15 protein-coding genes are annotated in these 17,988 nt (G+C 34.0%); 5 read left to right on the plus strand and 10 right to left on the minus strand.

Annotation, left to right across the window (positions count from 1 at the left end; translation table 11 throughout):
* Positions 1-3 precede the first annotated feature (3 nt).
* The 7 genes from OOT12_RS00320 to OOT12_RS00350 all read right to left on the minus strand — a co-directional run bounded on the left by OOT12_RS00320 (position 4) and on the right by OOT12_RS00350 (position 9,222).
* The gene (locus OOT12_RS00320) at positions 4-1,200 is read right to left on the minus strand and encodes an MFS transporter (protein WP_264375124.1); all 1,197 of its coding nucleotides are present in this window, start codon (positions 1,198-1,200) and stop codon (positions 4-6) included.
* 1,109 nt (positions 1,201-2,309) lie between these two features.
* Positions 2,310-4,244 (minus strand): excinuclease ABC subunit UvrB, encoded by a 1,935-nt coding sequence (gene uvrB / locus OOT12_RS00325; protein WP_264375123.1) that lies wholly within the window; start codon positions 4,242-4,244, stop codon positions 2,310-2,312.
* An 85-nt stretch (positions 4,245-4,329) separates the two neighbouring features.
* A complete protein-coding gene (locus tag OOT12_RS00330) occupies positions 4,330-5,091 on the minus strand; it encodes a cytochrome c1 (RefSeq protein ID WP_264375122.1) in 762 nt (253 codons plus the stop codon).
* Complete coding sequence (locus OOT12_RS00335; RefSeq protein WP_264375121.1) at positions 5,091-6,317, minus strand: cytochrome b; 1,227 nt, start codon at positions 6,315-6,317, stop codon at positions 5,091-5,093. The genes OOT12_RS00330 and OOT12_RS00335 overlap by 1 nt, the downstream gene beginning before the upstream one ends.
* Before the next feature lie 122 nt (positions 6,318-6,439).
* Positions 6,440-7,606, minus strand: a complete 1,167-nt coding sequence (locus OOT12_RS00340; RefSeq protein ID WP_264375120.1) for an ankyrin repeat domain-containing protein — start codon at positions 7,604-7,606, stop codon at positions 6,440-6,442.
* A gap of 259 nt (positions 7,607-7,865) precedes the next feature.
* Positions 7,866-8,879, minus strand: coding sequence for an ankyrin repeat domain-containing protein (locus OOT12_RS00345; protein ID WP_264375119.1), 1,014 nt, complete (start codon positions 8,877-8,879; stop codon positions 7,866-7,868).
* Between the two features lie 91 nt (positions 8,880-8,970).
* On the minus strand, positions 8,971-9,222 hold the full coding sequence (locus tag OOT12_RS00350; RefSeq protein ID WP_236607909.1) for a DnaJ domain-containing protein: 252 nt from the start codon (positions 9,220-9,222) through the stop codon (positions 8,971-8,973).
* A 169-nt stretch (positions 9,223-9,391) separates the two neighbouring features.
* Between OOT12_RS00350 and OOT12_RS00355 the strand changes: the two genes are divergently transcribed.
* Together OOT12_RS00355 and hisS are read left to right on the plus strand one after the other, a co-directional pair.
* Positions 9,392-9,964: a NifU family protein gene (locus OOT12_RS00355; protein ID WP_006015115.1), complete on the plus strand. Its 573-nt coding sequence runs from the start codon at positions 9,392-9,394 to the stop codon at positions 9,962-9,964.
* Positions 9,961-11,184 (plus strand): histidine--tRNA ligase, encoded by a 1,224-nt coding sequence (gene hisS / locus OOT12_RS00360; RefSeq protein WP_264375118.1) that lies wholly within the window; start codon positions 9,961-9,963, stop codon positions 11,182-11,184. The genes OOT12_RS00355 and hisS overlap by 4 nt, the downstream gene beginning before the upstream one ends.
* Here the strand turns inward: hisS and surE are convergent.
* On the minus strand, positions 11,181-11,951 hold the full coding sequence (surE, locus tag OOT12_RS00365) for a 5'/3'-nucleotidase SurE (RefSeq protein ID WP_264375117.1): 771 nt from the start codon (positions 11,949-11,951) through the stop codon (positions 11,181-11,183). The genes hisS and surE overlap by 4 nt on opposite strands.
* Before the next feature lie 202 nt (positions 11,952-12,153).
* A complete protein-coding gene (locus tag OOT12_RS00370) occupies positions 12,154-13,596 on the minus strand; it encodes a hypothetical protein (protein ID WP_264375116.1) in 1,443 nt (480 codons plus the stop codon).
* 145 nt (positions 13,597-13,741) lie between these two features.
* Here OOT12_RS00370 and OOT12_RS00375 point away from each other — a divergent pair, with 145 nt between their 5' ends.
* On the plus strand, positions 13,742-15,016 hold the full coding sequence (locus tag OOT12_RS00375; RefSeq protein ID WP_264376552.1) for an APC family permease: 1,275 nt from the start codon (positions 13,742-13,744) through the stop codon (positions 15,014-15,016).
* A gap of 70 nt (positions 15,017-15,086) precedes the next feature.
* Positions 15,087-16,373 carry an APC family permease gene (locus OOT12_RS00380; protein WP_264375114.1) on the plus strand — a complete coding sequence of 429 codons (1,287 nt, stop codon included), beginning with the start codon at positions 15,087-15,089 and terminating at the stop codon, positions 16,371-16,373.
* Between the two features lie 28 nt (positions 16,374-16,401).
* Here the strand turns inward: OOT12_RS00380 and OOT12_RS00385 are convergent, their stop codons facing one another.
* Positions 16,402-16,827, minus strand: coding sequence for a hypothetical protein (locus OOT12_RS00385; protein ID WP_264375113.1), 426 nt, complete (start codon positions 16,825-16,827; stop codon positions 16,402-16,404).
* A gap of 138 nt (positions 16,828-16,965) precedes the next feature.
* On the opposite strand from OOT12_RS00385, the gene OOT12_RS00390 reads away from it, so the two are divergent.
* Complete coding sequence (locus OOT12_RS00390) at positions 16,966-17,988, plus strand: aspartate-semialdehyde dehydrogenase (protein ID WP_264375112.1); 1,023 nt, start codon at positions 16,966-16,968, stop codon at positions 17,986-17,988.

Here is a 17,988-nt window from a genome sequence, read left to right on the forward strand (position 1 = left end):
GACTCAAGATTCAGCTACTATATTTTTATAGTATGTTTCTTTTGTAGCATAATTAAAAATACTAGCAAATGTTAACATTGCAAATATTGTGAAAAGCGCCATTTGATGATCTGAAAAAAGTGCTAAAATTGACACTAAAATTCCACTCATAACAAACATAAATCCATTGATAATGGATGATGATGTGCTAATATACTTCTGCTCAACAATCTCACTGCCAACAGTAAAATTAAGCATATGTCCTCCTGCAAAAAAACCAAACATTAACATACAAAAGTATATAATATGAACTGTTAAATTACCGCATAGTAAAATAATAGCTGAAATACTTTGCAATGTGGCAAAAGCAGAGATTACGTGCCTTCTATTTTTAAATAGATTTGAGATTAGATCTGCAATTGGAGCACCAACTGCAAGACCAAGCCACAATATTGCAGTTGCCACACCTAACTCCATTGTATTGAGTTCTAAGTTGCTTAGTAACCTTGGTGCCCACAGCATATTAAGCGCTAAAAATGTTCCAAAAGTAATAGCACCCACTATTGAGGTTATCCAGATATCTCTTAATTTTAGCACTGTTAGTACAGAACATATTACTGTTTTTATAGAGCTTTTTATTGTGCATTTTTCCAAACTTTTTTTTGAAAGTCCTTTCGGATAAAAAAACATAAGTACAAATATCGATACGCCAAATAATATTACGTATACAATCAAATTCTTCCAATCCATACCTTCAGCAAGGAAGCTAGAGAACAACATTTGAATCATCAAAGCGGAAAGACTTGAAATTGTCTGCACTAGTGAGAACATCAGTCCAAATTGGGTAATGGGAAAATATGTGCTACTTATATGAGCAGCTCCAACAAAACCAAATGATGCTCCAATTGCAATCAAGAATTGAGATAAAATTAGATGGACAAAACTGTCACTACTAATAAGGATAAAAAACCCAAAGATCATAATCGATAATGAGAGAAAATAAATTTTTTTGCTGGAAAAAACATTAAACATTGCCCCACTAAAAAATTGTGAGATAGCAAAAGTCCAAGTATATGCTGAATTAGCCAGTGCAACTTGCGCAATCGTGATCCCAAGTTCTTTTTCAAGATCCACACTTATAAAGGTGTAGATTATTTGCATATTGCTGAATATAACAATTAAGTTGCTAATTAGCCAAATGAACCAAGCTCTACTTTCCATAAGATTTTATAAGTAATCCATTAATAACAAGCCTCTTTTAGGTTCTGATTAATGTTAAAACAGTTGCAATTATAGATTATATAAAAGCTATGAAACAACAAATTTGTTGTGAGATTTTAATTGTTAGAATCTGTATATGATCTCAAAAAAAGAATAGATTTTTGCTTTTTATCCCCTGTTATAAAGGAGTATACAGCGTACGGTGAAAGGCCTGGGTAAAGATGATATAATTCCAACAAGAGAGATACCCTTCAGATCATCTTCCATTGAATGTAATGGTTGATGTCACAGTTGAACAGCACAAGCAAAGACAATTAGAGTTATAAAATCTTGTTTAATACACATTAAAGTGGACCTATGTTTTGCCACTCAGAACCTGTCTTGAAAGGGAAAAAAAAGAATAAAGCAAGAAATAGGAGGGTAACAAGTGATATAAGTGACAAGGCCAAATGTTGCACAAGGAGCAATAGAATAGGGAGAGCAAAAACATAACAATTATTAATGCGATAAAATATGTAATGAGGAGTAGTTGCTGGTGCTAACCTTTAATATAGTTATGCAAGAGGCCTAATTTAAAATATTAAATAGCTAACGTAAAAAATTGCTTCCATATATTTTAAATCTGATTATAATCACAGTTAGAGATATTTTAAGAGCTCAAAATCTATCTTTGTCTGCAGACTGTTCAGTCAAATTTTTAATCAAAAAGCGTAGCGTATCTTCTTTAGTGCGTATCTGTTGTATGTGCGCTGCACTTTTTTCTAATCTTTTTTACATAGGGGGATTTTATGTCCAGAATTCCAGATACTTGATCTTTACTTTAGCTAAAAAACAATAGGCGCCTATGGCTAATTAAAATAAAAATTTTTCTAATATATAGAAGAATTACAAAATCACTGTTTACTGAAAACGGGCCAAGAAAGCTGCTAATGTCACAGAATTTTAGGTAAACGTTGTTTGCTTGACGTATGAGTGTGCTCTCCTTACTTCAAGAACTCTTTAATATTTAACCACTTAAGTCCTTTCAAGATATGTTCTTAGATAATAGTTTTTCAAATCTTTGGTAAATCAAAGTCAGCTTAACTATTAATTATTTATCTTTTTTCTAGTTATGTAACGGGTCTGTTATTAAATTTTTCAATAATACCTTTTATTTTTGCCGCCTCTTCAAACTCTAAATTTTCAGCATGCTTCAACATTTGCTTTTTCAAACTATTTAGATCATTCTTACTAAAATTCTCAACTACCACTTTTTCCTGTAAAGTATTTGATATAGGCTTTATTATAGTTTTTGGTACAATATTATTCAGTGTATTATGCTCTGTCTGTTTCTTTCTTCTCCTTTCAGTTTCTTTCAGTGCACGATCCATAGAATTAGTAATTTTGTCTGCATATAAAATTACTCTGCCTTCAACATTGCGTGCAGCACGACCTATCGTTTGAATGAGCGAAGTCTCTGATCGTAAAAACCCTTCTTTGTCAGCATCTAAAATTGCAACCAGCCCACACTCGGGAATATCAAGACCTTCCCGCAACAAGTTAACGCCAACAAGAACATCTATTTCTTTAGATCTTAATTTGCATATAATTTCAATTCTTTCCAGTGCACCAATATCTGAATGTAGGTAAGTTACTTTCATACTGAGCTCACTCATATGCTCAGCTAGCTTTTCAGCCATTTTTTTTGTCAATGTGGTAATTAGAATACAAAATCCTTTTTTTATTGTTACTTGCGCCTCGTGAATCACATCATCAACCTGACTCTCTGTTGGTTTTATGGTGCAGATGGGATCTGTCAGTCCTGTTGGGCGGATAACTTGCTCTATGAATGCGTGGTTAGTCTTTTCTAACTCATATTTTCCTGGAGTAGCCGAAACGTAAATAGTCTGGGGCCGTATTGCCTCCCACTCTTCCAATTTTAATGGACGGTTATCAAAAGCAGAAGGTAGCCTAAAACCATAATCTATCAATTTCTTTTTACGTGCTTCATTACCGCTATACATTGCACCTATCTGGGGAACGGTTACATGGCTTTCATCAACAAATAAAATTACATCTTTAGGTAAATACTCAAACAATGTAGGCGGTGGATCTCCGGCTTTCATTCCGTAAAGATAACGCGAATAATTTTCAATACCTTTACACACTCCCGTTGCCATCATCATTTCAATATCAAAATTAGTACGCTGCTCAAGGCGTTTTGCTTCAACAATTTTGTTCTGTGAATAGTAATAATCCAGGCGTTCATGTAGTTCTTTTTTAATCAGTTGAACTGCTTGCAAAAGAGTCTCACGTGATGTAGTGTAATAGCTATTTGGAAAAATGGTGACTGTATCTATGCGTCTGATAATATTGCCGTTCATGGCATCAATCTCAGAAATTTCCTCTATTTCATCACCAAACAATGATAAACGCCAAGCTTTATTTTCATAATAGGCAGGAAATATATCAATAATATCGCCGCGCACTCTGAAATATCCTCGCTCAAATCTGACATCAGAACGTTTATATTGGAGATTAACTAAATTATTCAGAAAGTCATTAACATGAATCTTATCTCCAGCACTTAAAGTCAAGGTCATGCTGAGATAGCTCTCAGGCGAACCAAGACCATATATACAAGAAACACTCGCAACTACAATCGTGTCCCTACGCTCCAAAAGAGAGCATATAGCAGAATAGCGTAGCATATCAATTCTTTCATTTATTAAAGAGTCTTTTTCAATATAAGTGTCTGTTTGTGGCGAATAAGCCTCAGGCTGATAATAATCATAATAAGAAATGAAGTATCCAACAGCATTGTGAGGGAAAAATCCTCTCATCTCCTCGTAAAGCTGCGCCGCTAAAGTTTTATTATGTGCCATAATTAATGCAGGCCTGTTTGTTCTTGCAATAACATTTGCCATAGTGAAGGTTTTTCCAGAGCCAGTAACTCCAAGCAAAACCTGATCTCTTTTATTACTATTTAACCCTGCAACTAAGTTGTCTATTGCCTGTGGTTGATCTCCAGCTGGCTGAAAATGTGTAATTATTTGAAATTCCATACCTTTATATTTTCATAATGTATTTATTACTATACAATACATTTGCTAGTGTAAATAAGGTATGAAAGAATGAACATAAAAAACTCTATTTTTTCTTTTTATAGAGCCTGCTCCAAATCCTGTTGTTGGTTAATACAAAAAACACCGTCAAAATTATAAAGTATGTCACTATTTTTAACCCAAGTTTATGTCGGCGTTCCATTTCTGGCTCTGCTGCCCATTGTAAGAAATTTACCACATCATATGACATACTTTCAACTGTAGCTTGCCTTGCACCATCATATTCTACCATTCCTTCAGATAATGGTGGTGCCATAGCTAACCTGCCTGTTGAAAAATATGGATTAAAATATAAACCGTTCTCATCATGTTCACCGTTTTGATAACCAATTAGTAGTGAATAGACATAATTTGCACCATCATGTCTTGCTTTGACAATTAATGATAAGTCCGGTGGAATTGCTCCATTGTTGCTTGCTGCAGCTGCTTCTTTTGTATCAAAAGGTGCAATAAAATAATCCGAAGACACTCCCGGCCTATCAAACATTTCACCCAAATCATTCGGACCATCTTTAACTTGGTAAGAGGCTGCAATTTGTTTTACATCCTCTTCAGAAAAACCAACATCTTGCAAATTACGAAACGCTATTCTATTCATTGAATGGCAAGCAGCACAGACTTCCTTGTATACTTTATAGCCACGCTGAATTGACTCTCTATCGAAAGATCCAGTAATTCCATCAAAACTCCAGTCGATTTTCTTATTTGGTAAAGGTTTAAACTCCTCTGCAGATAGAGAATTAGCGAAAAATAATACACAAAACACAGCAACTTTAACCAATAGCATCACTTCATCTCCGGCACGGAATCGCTTATTGTTTTTGGTAATTTTTTTGGTTTCTCATACTTACTAAGTAAAGGTAAAATTATCACAAAATATGAAAAATAATAAAGAGTTGAAAGCCTACTTAAAGTAATGTAAGGCTCCTTAACTTCTTGTCCCCCAAGCCAGGCAAGAAATGCAAAATTTATTGCAAAAACCCAAAAAAATTTCTTAAATAATGGACGGTAGGAACCACTTTTAACCTTTGATTTATCGAGCCAAGGCAAAAGAAACCACACTAAAATAGATCCAAACATGGTAAGTACACCAATAAGTTTATTTGGAATTGAACGCAGCATCGCATAAAAAGGTAAGAAATACCACTCTGGCACTATATGTACTGGAGTTACCATAGGATCAGCCTCTATATAATTATCAGGATGCCCAAGATAATTAGGGGCATAAAAAACAAATGCAAATAAAATTATAAAAAATAAACCAAAAGTTATGGAGTCCTTTGCTATATAGTAAGGATAAAAAGGAATGGTATCCTTATCTGACCTGACTTCTATTCCACTTGGATTATTAGAGCCAAACCTATGCAGAGCAACAACATGCAACATAGCTAAAGCGATAATAATGAAAGGCATAAGATAATGCAGCGCAAAAAAACGATTGAGCGTTGGATTATCAACAGAGAAACTTCCCCATAGCCATATAACTATTTTATCACCAATTAAAGGTATAGCCGAGAATAAATTAGTTATAACTGTTGCACCCCAAAAACTCATTTGTCCCCATGGAAGAACATATCCCATAAAGGCAGTTGCCATCATTGCAAAAAATATAAATATGCCAATAAACCATACCATTTCTCGCGGTCTCTTATAAGATCCGTAATATAATCCACGCATGATATGAACATAGACCACCATAAAGAAGAGCGACGCCCCAACAGCATGAGTATAACGTATCAGCCATCCATAACTTACGTCACGCATTATACGCTCCACACTATTAAATGCATGATCAACATGCGGAGTGTAGTGCATGGCAAGAAATATACCTGTTATTATTTGTAAAATCAGCGCTATACCAGCTAAAGAACCAAAATTCCAAGCATAATTTAAATTTTTTGGTACTTGATAAGAAGCAGTATGTTTTAGAAAAGAAAATATAGGCAGTCTATACTCTATCCAACCTAATATACCTTTTTCTTCTATTATTTCTTTTTTGCTATCATCTTCCATAACTTAAAGCTTTGTCATCTTAACTCATTGTATTGTAACAATTTAACGCTAATAAACAATAAGAAGTTTAAGTTTAAAGAGTAGATTTCACAAAAACAAGCACTCAAATTTGAGTGCTTGTTTTAAAGGCACTTTTGATGACATACACCTTTAGATATTGTTGAATTGCTTAATGAACTCCGAGGACATTGATAAAGTTTTTCACAATTACTAAGTGCCGTCTCGAATTTTTTTTCTATAATGTCAAGTTCTCTTTCCTTATTTTTTTCTGCTGTCAAAGGTGAATCGTCTATTGGCCTAAAATGTTGTTTTCTTGTGAACTTACTTATTGCTAAAGAAGTTAGCAGAACTGTTCCATTACAATCAATTTGTGAAGAACCAATAGGACTTCCAGTTAAATGTGCAACAGATTGCTGTACAGTAGGTAAAGCAGGAGCGCTGCTGAATAAGCCACTGATGGTGGTAGTTATCCAACTAAATATACTATTAGAAGAAGGTTTTACTGCATTGCTTGCAGTGCTGCTAACTTCTTCAAAATTTTCTCTGATAAGAGTGAAGGAAGAATTCACTGTTCTACTTGCCAAGTCTGTGGTATTAATAACTTCCAATTCTATCTTGATTGCTTTGGTAGGGAATAATGAAAGATTCGCTGCACTACTTACAGAATCTGTGGCGTCATTAGCGTCTAACCCTACCTTAACACCTGCTTTTATAGAAGTTAATTTTGCTTCACAATCATCTTCAGTAGCACTGCTCAATACATATTCTATCTCTTGAATTTTACTATTGCTATTACATCTATCTTTTCTATAACCTCCAACAACATCTAATGCTGTTTTGCCGTACTGACTTTGAATACTAGCATCAGCACCTCTACAGAGTAGGAGTTTTACCATATCTAAATGACAATGGTTAAATGCTAAGTACAAAGGTGTAAAGCCTTTATAATTTGTAGCATTGATGTTAGCATCACGATCAAGTAAAAACTGTGCTATTTCTAGTTTGCCATTAATAGCAGCAATGTGTAAGGGAGTACTCAAATATCGACTGCTAATAGTAGTATTAACATCAGCACCACTGTCACACAAAAACTGCAATACCTTTAAGTTACCTATGTAAGTAGCAGAATGCATAGGCTTCATACTATATTTTTCATTATTCAAAATCTCATTTTTTATGTGTCTATGTTCTGCCTCTTCAATATATTCTTTAACTTTCTCAAAATCATCTCTGTTTATAGCAGAAAATAATTTTTTTCTCAGGCTCTCAATTATTTCTTGTCTTTCCATCAAATACCTCCTAAAAGACAACGTTCCCGGCTTTATATCACACAATTTAGTATGTGCAAGTGAAATTTACAGAGAAAAAATTTCAATAGTTAAAAATTAGGTCTTCAGCAATCTATCACTTTAACTTTCGTACAAGACATGCTGAGCTTCCTTATTCAAATTTTTTTGCTCTTAATAAGAAGCAATATGCTTTAGAAAAGGAAATAAGGGATAAGTTTTGTAAATAAGCACTCGAATTCGAGTGCTTATTTTAACTGATTTAGAGGGACTTTTGATGCATACCTTTAGGTATCGTTAAATTGCTTAATGAACTTTCAGGATGTTGATAAAGTTTTTCACACTTACTAAGTGCTGTCTCGAAGTTTTTTTCTATAGTGTTAAGCCTTCTTTCTCTAATTTCTTGTATTGTGAGAAGTGAATCTTCTAGTGGCCTTGAGTATTTTTTCTCTGTGAACTTTCTGATCATTACATCAGTTAGTAGAGCTGTTGAATTAAAATCAACTTGTGAAGAACCAATTGGGCTACCAGCGAAGTGATCAACAGATTGCTGTGCAGAAGGTAAAGCATGAGCACTGCTGAATAAGCTGCTGAGTGTGGCAGTGGTTACCCAACTAAATATACTATTAATAAAAGAAAAAGGTTTTACTGCACTACTTGGTTCAGGATCTGGAGTATCACCAGCTTCTAATTCTAACTTAGTATTTATTCTAGCAGAAAGTAATAGTTCTGTACAATTATTTTTATGAAATCTTAACACAGCTAAGAATATTTTTTTTATGTCACAGCCATCACTGCAAAGACTTTCATAACCTGGAATAACCTCAAATGCTATTTTGCCATTTGTACTTCTAATATTAATATCAATATTATTATCAAGCAGAACTTTTGCTATATCTAATCGACACTGATAAAGTGCTAAGTGTAAAGCTGTAAAATTTTGCATTCCTTGAAAGCTAGTGTTGCCGTGAATACAATCAAATACAACTTTCTCCATATCATATGTTACAACAATGGATACGGAAGGAACAATGCACGCATCACTCACAGCATTAACACGAGCACCATTGTTAATCAAAAACTGCAATATCTTTGAGTTAGCTCTGTAAGTAGCAAAATGTATAGGTGCCATGCCATATTGCTTACCATTAATAATATCGTTTTGTACACCTTTAATCTTTGCCTTTCTAACACATCTTTTAACTTTCTCAAAATCAAGTTTGTTTATAGCAATAAACAATTTATTCCTTAACTCTTCTATTCTGTATTTTCGCATCAAATACCTCCTATAAGACAACGCCCTTGGCTTTGTATCACATGATTTAGTATTTACAAGTAAAATTTACAGAGAAAACAATAGTTAAAAATTAGGTCTTTAGCAATCTATCACGTGCTGCGTTTAACTTTTGTGCAAAATATTCCGAGCCTCCCTTGTCTGGATGGACCAGTTTCATTAAATTTTGGTATGCCTTATTGATTTCATTTTGGCTTGCCTCGGAATTCAGCCCCAGTATTTTTAATGCTTCATCTTTGGACATATTATCACCAGTGTAATTTTTGGTGTAACTTTTACTGCTGTTAAATTCGTTCAAAAACTTACTTAATATAGAGTTCATCATAAAACTTATGTTATTTCTCTTTGCCAAAAAGAGAAAAAATACAACAACGCTAGGTAAAACAAACGTGATTATTGTGAATATCAAAAAAAGGAAGAAGATGAATGACATGTATATTTTTTTATCATTTTATGATTAAATAGTAACAATTATAATTGTCATGGTAAATAACATGTTTATCCAGATTGAAGAAACACCAAACCCAAACACGCTGAAATTTCTTCCTGGTTTTGAAATTCTGAGCGAAGGAGAAACAGCTGATTTTTCAAATGCAGATGAAATAAAGAACTCCAAACTAGCAGTAAATCTTTTTCAAATAGAACATGTTGTAAGAGTATTTTTTGGTCATGATTTTATTTCGGTAACAAAATCAGATAGAATGAATTGGGATATAGTAAAGGTGGAAATTTTAACTACAATTATGGATCACTTTACTTCTGGTGGAAAAGCATTTGATAAAGAAGGAGTAAGTGATAATAAAATGCTAGAGGAAGAATTCTTTAATGAAAATGATATAGAAATTGTAAATAGAATAAAAGAATTGATGGAAAGTTATATTAAACCTGCAGTTGCTCAAGATGGTGGTGATATCAAATTTCGTGGCTATAAAGACGGGATAGTTTATGTTGAGTTACAAGGAGCTTGCTCCGGATGCCCAAGTGCTGCAATTACTTTAAAGCAAGGAGTGCAGAATATGCTAAGCTATCACATACCAGAAGTTTCAGGTATAGAGACTATGCTATGACTAATCAAACAGTTAGAGGAACGAAAGATCTCCTGTTTGATGAATGGTATAAATCTAAATACATAGAGCAAACAGCAAATAGAATCTCAAGTTTATACGGCTTTTTGCCTGCTCAAACTCCGATATTTGAATATACGGAAGTTTTCACAAAGACTTTAGGTGATAGCTCAGACATCATCACTAAAGAGATGTACACCTTTAATGATAAAGGGGGAAAGAGCATAACTCTGCGTCCTGAGTTCACTGCAGCTATTGTTAGGTTACTCATTGAAAAAAAACTGCAAACGCCGATAAAATTATTTTCAATAGGGCCTGCATTTCGCTATGAAAGACCGCAAAAGGGAAGACAAAGGCAATTTCATCAGATAAATTTTGAGGTTTTTGGCATAGAAGATCCAAAAGCTGATATTGAATTGATATCACTCGCTCAGCACTTACTAACTGAATTTGGCATCAATAAAAATGTAAAGCTGGAAATCAACTCTCTGGGTGATAGTGAAACAACAAGTAAGTATAGAGAAGCTTTGATATCGTATTTAAAAAAGTTTCAAAATGACCTATCAGAAGATAGTCAAAATAGATTGATTAAAAACCCACTCAGAGTATTAGACTCTAAGGATAAGACAGATAAAGAAATAATCTCTGACGCACCAAAAATCAGTGATTATTATACAAAAGAATCTTCATATTTCTTTGACCAGGTGTTAAATGGACTCCAAGCTCTTGGCATACCTTACACTGTAAATAGCAAATTAGTTCGAGGTCTAGACTATTATTGTCACACAGTATTTGAATTTGTCACAGAAGATTTAGGTGCACAAGGAGCAGTTTTTGCCGGTGGAAGATACGATAATCTAGTATCTTCAGTAGGTGGAAAACACACTCCAGCAATAGGATTTGCAGGGGGGATTGAGCGTATAATGGAATTAATCAACTATGCTGAAAAAAAAGAGAGGCCTATTTATATAATTCCAATCGGTGGAGAAGCTGAAGAACATGCTATAACACTTGCAAGTGAATTACGCAGAAATGGTTTATATGTGATTTACGAATATAGTGGAACTCTAAAAACCCGAATGAAAAAAGCAAATCAAGCAAATGCAAAAGTTGTATTAATCTTTGGTGATGAAGAGCTAAGCAGTAAAACTTTAAAAATTAAAAATATGGACACGGGTGAAGAAAAAATGATTGCTCGCGATAAAACCGTAGAAAATATCTAATCAGAAGCAATAGGAGTGTTAGCTATAGAAGAAAATTCCTCTGCACAAGAATTTTTCATAGCATTTAATATATCATAATCTGTAAAATCTAATTTTATCGGTGTAATAGTAATAAAACCTCCTTTTATTTTATCTACACTACCACTGCCTGAGTGTTCCCGAGACCAATTTAAGCTCAAAGAACCATTTAAGTTTTCAGTAAAAGTTAAATCACCATCAATGTTATATTCACCTTGTTCAGCAAATTCGACCCCTTTCACTTTTTCTGTAGCAGGAAAATTTATACTCATCACTATATCTTTAGGCCAACCAACTTTCATTAGCTTGCTGATAACCTTTGGTGCAAAAACTTTTGTATTGTTCCAGTCTATTTTATCATGATAAACTTGGCTCAGCGCAATAGAAGGTATCGATCTTGCAGCACCTTCCATTGCAGCACCGATTGTGCCTGAATAACAAATATCATCTCCGACATTTGATCCAATATTTACTCCAGATAATATTAAGTCTGGTTTCTTATTCATAATTTTATTTAACGCGATAATAACACAATCTGCGGGAGTACCAGACACACTAAACTCCCTTTCACTATGTTGGTTTATTCTAATAGATTGTTTCACTGGGTAATCAAGAGATCTTGCAGATCCACTCCTATCAGCATCTGGCGCCACTATCCATACTTCCGATGCAAAATTGTGTGCAATTTCTTTAAGTAGTCTTATTCCTTCACTTTCAAAACCATCATCATTTGTTATCAATATTATCATATGTAATACTCACCTATCAAAGTATACTAATGAGGTTTGAAGTTTCTTTTCATAACCATAACAAAGAACCTGCTATAAATCAATAAGGAAAAATTAGAAGACGGCCAGATTGCCATCGTTTAGTTTGCTGTGAGTTAACTGTAAATACCAATTTTAGCTTCACGCCTAACTCACAATCAAAGCTTAGGCAAGTCTCAGAGCTCTAAGCAGCAGAGAATCTTGTATGCCCTGCAAAAAATGCTTTCATCTTTTCAAGATAAGTAGATGGTTCTGCAGGAACTTCTATCTCGTCTATCTTATAAGATATTGCTACATCTATGACTTCATCTGTTATTAATTCTCTCAGCCTTTGTTTTATTTGCCCTCTTCGAATATGTTCTCCATAGTCATTATAAAACTTCACATATAATTCTTTAAACACAAATTCTTTTATAGCATCTCTCATATAAGAAATTCCTTCCTTTACTTCATCATTTGCATTGCTCAAATTCACTCCAGAATTTGGCGAATATAAGTCGTCAAACTTTTCTTTTAAAATCTTTATTTTAAAGTAGTGCTTATCTACAGATCTCTCAAGAAATCTTTTAGTAGCATTACCGGCCAATTCTCCTATTATCTGAGGCTCTAGTTGAGCTGCAAAATTATTTTCTGCTTCAAGGCCACTTAATGCATAAACGATACGATTAAGCATTCCAGGGCCACACTGGCGATTACTTTCCTCAAAACGAACCAGCAATATGGATTTCAACAGCTCTACATCTGCATTTTGCTTTCTTGCTGCAATTAAAACTAAATTTGTAGCCTGTGTTAATGTCAGTCCGGTTTTGGAATCTACCCACCTTACCCATTCTCCTTCTCTATAATTATCTACCTTCAAATAAGGCGCTATCAGTTCTTTCTGCTGATTTGTCAAACCGCCTATATAGTTTTTAAACTCTTCATCCAGCTCATTTGACGGAGTCCCATGTTCTTCCTTTAATTTTTTGGCACACTCAATAACACTTTGCTCAAAACTTCTAGTATGAACATTCTGATTACCAGTGCCTACATCACTTACATTAAACAAGAAGCTAAGTTGCTGTACATTCAAACCCAAAGGTGAGAAAAGCTTTATCAATGGATACTTTATTAATTCGAGAAGCGCTACTGGAGCTAGTAATACATAATTTAACAATAATAAACCGAAATTGAATATAAAAAATCTACGTAGAGCTGATACCTTTGATGCAATGTACAAAAATGGAAGCTGTAGGTAATATATTAGATGTATATTAAAGAATAAGATTTTGTCCTTTAATTTTATTGTTGGATCTTTGTAAACCTCAAACAACATGCTATTACTATCAATGTTGTCGTTTTTAAATGAGTTATAGTTGTTTATGATTTTGTCTTGTAAAGGAAGGAGCATTTTATTCAAACAAATAAATGCAGCGATAACAATAAAACCTGTAGCAAAAAATGCTAGTACAGGGCTAGAGGTACTTGTAGATAAGTAGGTGTAAAGATTACTAATTAAATCATTACAAGGGCGAACTAGAATTGGATCAAGGATATAGTTAATAAGAAGACTTAAATAATAATAAATGGCAAGTGATAATAAAATAAAAGCACAAGTAATCAGGAGTTTTTTTAACCTTGGATTCATAAACCACTTCTTAATAACCTATTAATATACTTCTCATTATATGCTTAAATTAAAAAAATGCAAATTTTTATACAAAAAAGATCAATTGAAATTTTCGAGCTTCAGCTATATTGTTAATATATTCAGATAAAAATTAAACATTGTCGTGTCAAATAAAATAGGCTTTTTGGCTATTTTCGCCTTGGTGATCAGTAGCCAAATCGGCTCTGGAATTTTTATGCTCCCAATTAGCCTTGCACCATACGGCGCTTATAGCCTCATAAGCTGGGTTATATCAGGATTTGGTGCTATATCTCTAGCTTTGGTTTTTGCTTCACTCTGCGCAAAGTTTCCAGAAACGGGGGGACCACACATTTATGTGAAACATGCTTTTGGTTCTACAGCAGCTTTTTTTGTTGGTTGGACATATTGGGTAAGTTCGTGGGTTAGCTCAACTGCTGTAACGATTGCAAGTATCGGTTATTTAGCTCCACTTTTTCATAATGATATACAAGATATACGTTTGCTTTTAGAAATAATATTAATTTTAGCTATTATGCTAATAAACTTAAGAGGAGTAACTACTGCTGGCCGTGTTGAGCTTCTGCTAACCATTGTTAAAATTATCGCACTTCTTGCAATACCCATAGCAGGGCTATTTTTCTTTGATAGAAATAATTTTATTGTAAGTGAGGAAGTATCAAACTTTACAATATCGCAAACTCTTGCTCGTTCTACACTCCTTACTTTATGGTGTTTTATTGGGCTTGAATCAGCAACAGCACCTGCAGGATCTGTCAATAATCCCTCTAAAACAATACCAAGGGCTATAGTGCTTGGAACAGTCTGTGTTGCTGTGATATATTTCATCAATAGTCTTTCAATTATGGGATTGATAAGTGGTAATGACCTAGCTAGTTCAAAAGCACCATATGTTGATGCGATAGAAATTATGTTTCCAGGTAATTGGCATTTAATTATTTCTGTTGTTGCCTTTATCGTTTCTGTAAGTAATTTAAATGCTTGGTTTTTAGCTGATGGACAGGTCACCTTAGGCCTTGCAAAAGACAAGTTAATGCCGCAATTTTTTGGCAAAAAAAATAAGCATGATGCTCCATTATGGGGAATAATACTCAGTACTTTGGGGGTGTTAGTTTTACTTATCCTAACGTCAAATAAAAGTTTTGCTGAGCAAGTAACTTCAATAATTGATATCTCTGTGGTGTCATTTTTGTTTATCTACTTAGCATGTAGCCTTGCTTTTCTCAAAGTTAATATACAAGACAAAAGCTACTGCAAATTTTTAATTGGAGGTGTGGCTGTATCTTTTTGCTGTTGGATAATATATGAGACTTCTATAAAAACATTATTAATATCAAGTCTATTCCCTTTAAGCGGAACACTTATTTATCTACTTTGGTATCATAAACTAAAAACTTAACTTAAATTTTTTATTTGCTAAAATTCTTAAGCTATACTACTGGCTTACATTAATAGAATTAAGAGGTATTGTGTCAAATAAAATAGGTTTTTGGGCTGTTTTTGCTTTAGTCATTAGTAGTCAGATCGGCTCTGGGGTTTTTATGCTTCCAATTAGCCTTGCTCCATATGGCGCTTATAGCCTTATAAGCTGGATGATATCAGGAGCTGGTGCTGTGTCTCTTGCGCTAGTTTTTGCTACGCTATGTGCAAAGTTTCCAGAAACAGGAGGTCCTCACGTTTATGTGAAACATACTTTTGGTCCTGCTGCAGCGTTCTTTGTCGGTTGGACATATTGGATAATCTCATGGGTTAGTACAACAGCTTTAATAGTTGTGGGTGTTGGCTATCTTACACCATTTTTCCATGAAGATATCAAAAGTATGCGTTTATTTTTAGAGCTGTTGTTATTTACAATCATTACATTAATAAATTTAAGGGGAATAGCTACTGCAGGGCACGTTGAATTTCTGCTCACGGTTGTGAAGGTTGCTGTATTGCTTGCAATACCTGTAGCAGCGTTGTTTTTTTTCGATAGAAATAATTTTATCATAAGTGAAGAAATATTAAGTCTTACAACATCGCAAATTCTTGCCCGCTCTACACTCCTTACTTTATGGTGTTTTATTGGACTTGAATTGGCAACAGCACCTGCAGGGTCAGTTGATAATCCAGCTAAAACTATACCAAAAGCTGTGGTGCTTGGCACAGTTTGTGTTGCTGTTATATATTTTATCAACAATTTTGCAATTATGGGATTGATCAATGGCAACAATTTAGCAAGTTCAAGAGCACCATATGTTGATGCGATAAAAATTATGTTTTCTGGTAATTGGCATTTAATTGTTTCTATAGTTGCATTCATTTTTTGTGTTGGCAGTCTAAACGCTTGGGTTTTATCTAGTGGACAAGTTGCTTTTGGTCTTGCAGAAGATAGACTAATGCCAAAATTCTTTGCTAAAAGGAACAAGCATGGCTCTCCTTTTTGGGGAATAACAGTTAGTTCAATTGGAACTGCAATTTTACTAATTCTCACTTCAAACAACAATTTTGCCCAGCAGATTACGTCGATTATTGACTTTTCTGTAATTTCATTTTTGTTCGTTTATCTTGCGTGCTGTTTTGCCTTTCTAAAGGTTGTTATACAGGAGAGGAGTTGTTATAAGCTTTTAATTGGTAGCATAGCAACAACCTTTTGTTGTTGGGTGATATTAGAAACCCCTGTAGGTACTCTGCTGACTTCGAGCCTGTTCACTGCAAGTGGCATACCCATTTATTTATTTTGGTACTGCAAAACTTCTGTGCAACAAATTCAGTAGTGAGAGATACACTTTAAATGGTTAATATTTATGGGCCAAGATTTTTTTTCTCTTTATCTACTTGTTCAATATTACCATTCTCAAGTTTGCTACCTACTTCTTCTGTGCGTTTATTATCTATGTAGATCTCATTTTTTGCTTTATTAGAAAGACCTATTTGCGATTGCAGTTTTTTATACTCTTCTTTTTCAGGCGTGAAAATTTTCACTAAAGATCTTCCTATTATTGGTATTGAACTTAGAAAATCTCTTAATCCAAAAGATTCTTGCTTCTTGTTTGAAAGATGCTGGTCTATCTTAGAAATTTTCACACCATACTTTTTATCATCAAAATTTATCGCTGGCTTGCTTTTTTTCGAAAGAACATTTTGAATCTCTAATCTATTGATTTTTTCAGGCTTTTGAAATGCAGATACTGCAGGTTTGACCTTAGTGTCATCATGTTTTTTACTCATTTCATTCTACCATGCAATATTACTAGTGTCTTATAATTATAACTAAATTATGGTTAATTGCAAGGTAAAAATATTAAAGTAATTGTAAATTTTATCAGTAAAAATATAATATAGCTTTAAAATCAGAGGTTTATTTATATGGGATGTAAGATTGCAGTTATTGGAGCAACAGGAAGAGTAGGATATGAGGTATTGAACATGCTTGCTGAGTTTCAAAAAGAGGGAAAATTTTCGATAGATTCTGTTGTTGCTTTTGCATCGAAAAAATCAAAGGGAAAAAAGGTGAGTTTTGGTGACAAAGAGTTAACAGTTTTATGCCTTGAGGATTATGACTTCGTTGGAACTAATATAGCCATTTTCTGTGCAGAATCTCATGTTTCTGAGAGATACGTACCAATTGCAACTGAGGCTGGGTGCGTTGTGATAGATAACACTTCCTATTTTAGGATGAAAGAAGGCGTGCCACTAGTTATTCCAGAGATCAACAAAGATAAAATTACGGAATATAAAAACCATAACATAATATCTAATCCAAACTGTACTACAATACAAATGTTGCTGGCATTACATTTATTACACAAAAAAGCAAAAATAAAGAGAATCGTTGCTTCAACTTATCAATCAACTTCTGGTGTAGGTAAAGCAGCAATGGATGAGCTTTACAATCAGACAAAAAAAATCTTTATGAATGAAGCTAAAAAACCTGAAATATTTCCTAAGCAAATAGCATTTAATTGCATTCCTCATATAGGAGAGTTCATGGAAGATGGTTCTACAAAAGAGGAGTGGAAAATGCAAGAGGAGACAAAAAAAATTTTAGAAGAGGATATAAAAGTAACTGCAACTTGTGTCCGAGTACCTGTTCTTGTTGGTCATGCTATAGCAGTAAATGTAGAATTTGATCAGCATATAACTGAAGAAGAAGCTCGTGAAATGCTCAGTGAAGACGATGGAGTTTTAGTGAAAGATAAGCGCGAAGATGGTGGATATATGACTCAGATTGATGTTGTGCAAGAGGATGCCGTATACATATCGCGTATTAGACAAGACGATACCGTTAAACACGGATTAAATATGTGGATAGTAGCTGATAATCTACGCAAAGGTGCAGCACTAAATATAGTGCAGATCTTGGAGATCTTGATCAAAGAGCATTTATAG

The organism is Wolbachia endosymbiont (group B) of Parapoynx stratiotata (assembly GCF_947250635.1).
Taxonomy (GTDB): domain Bacteria; phylum Pseudomonadota; class Alphaproteobacteria; order Rickettsiales; family Anaplasmataceae; genus Wolbachia.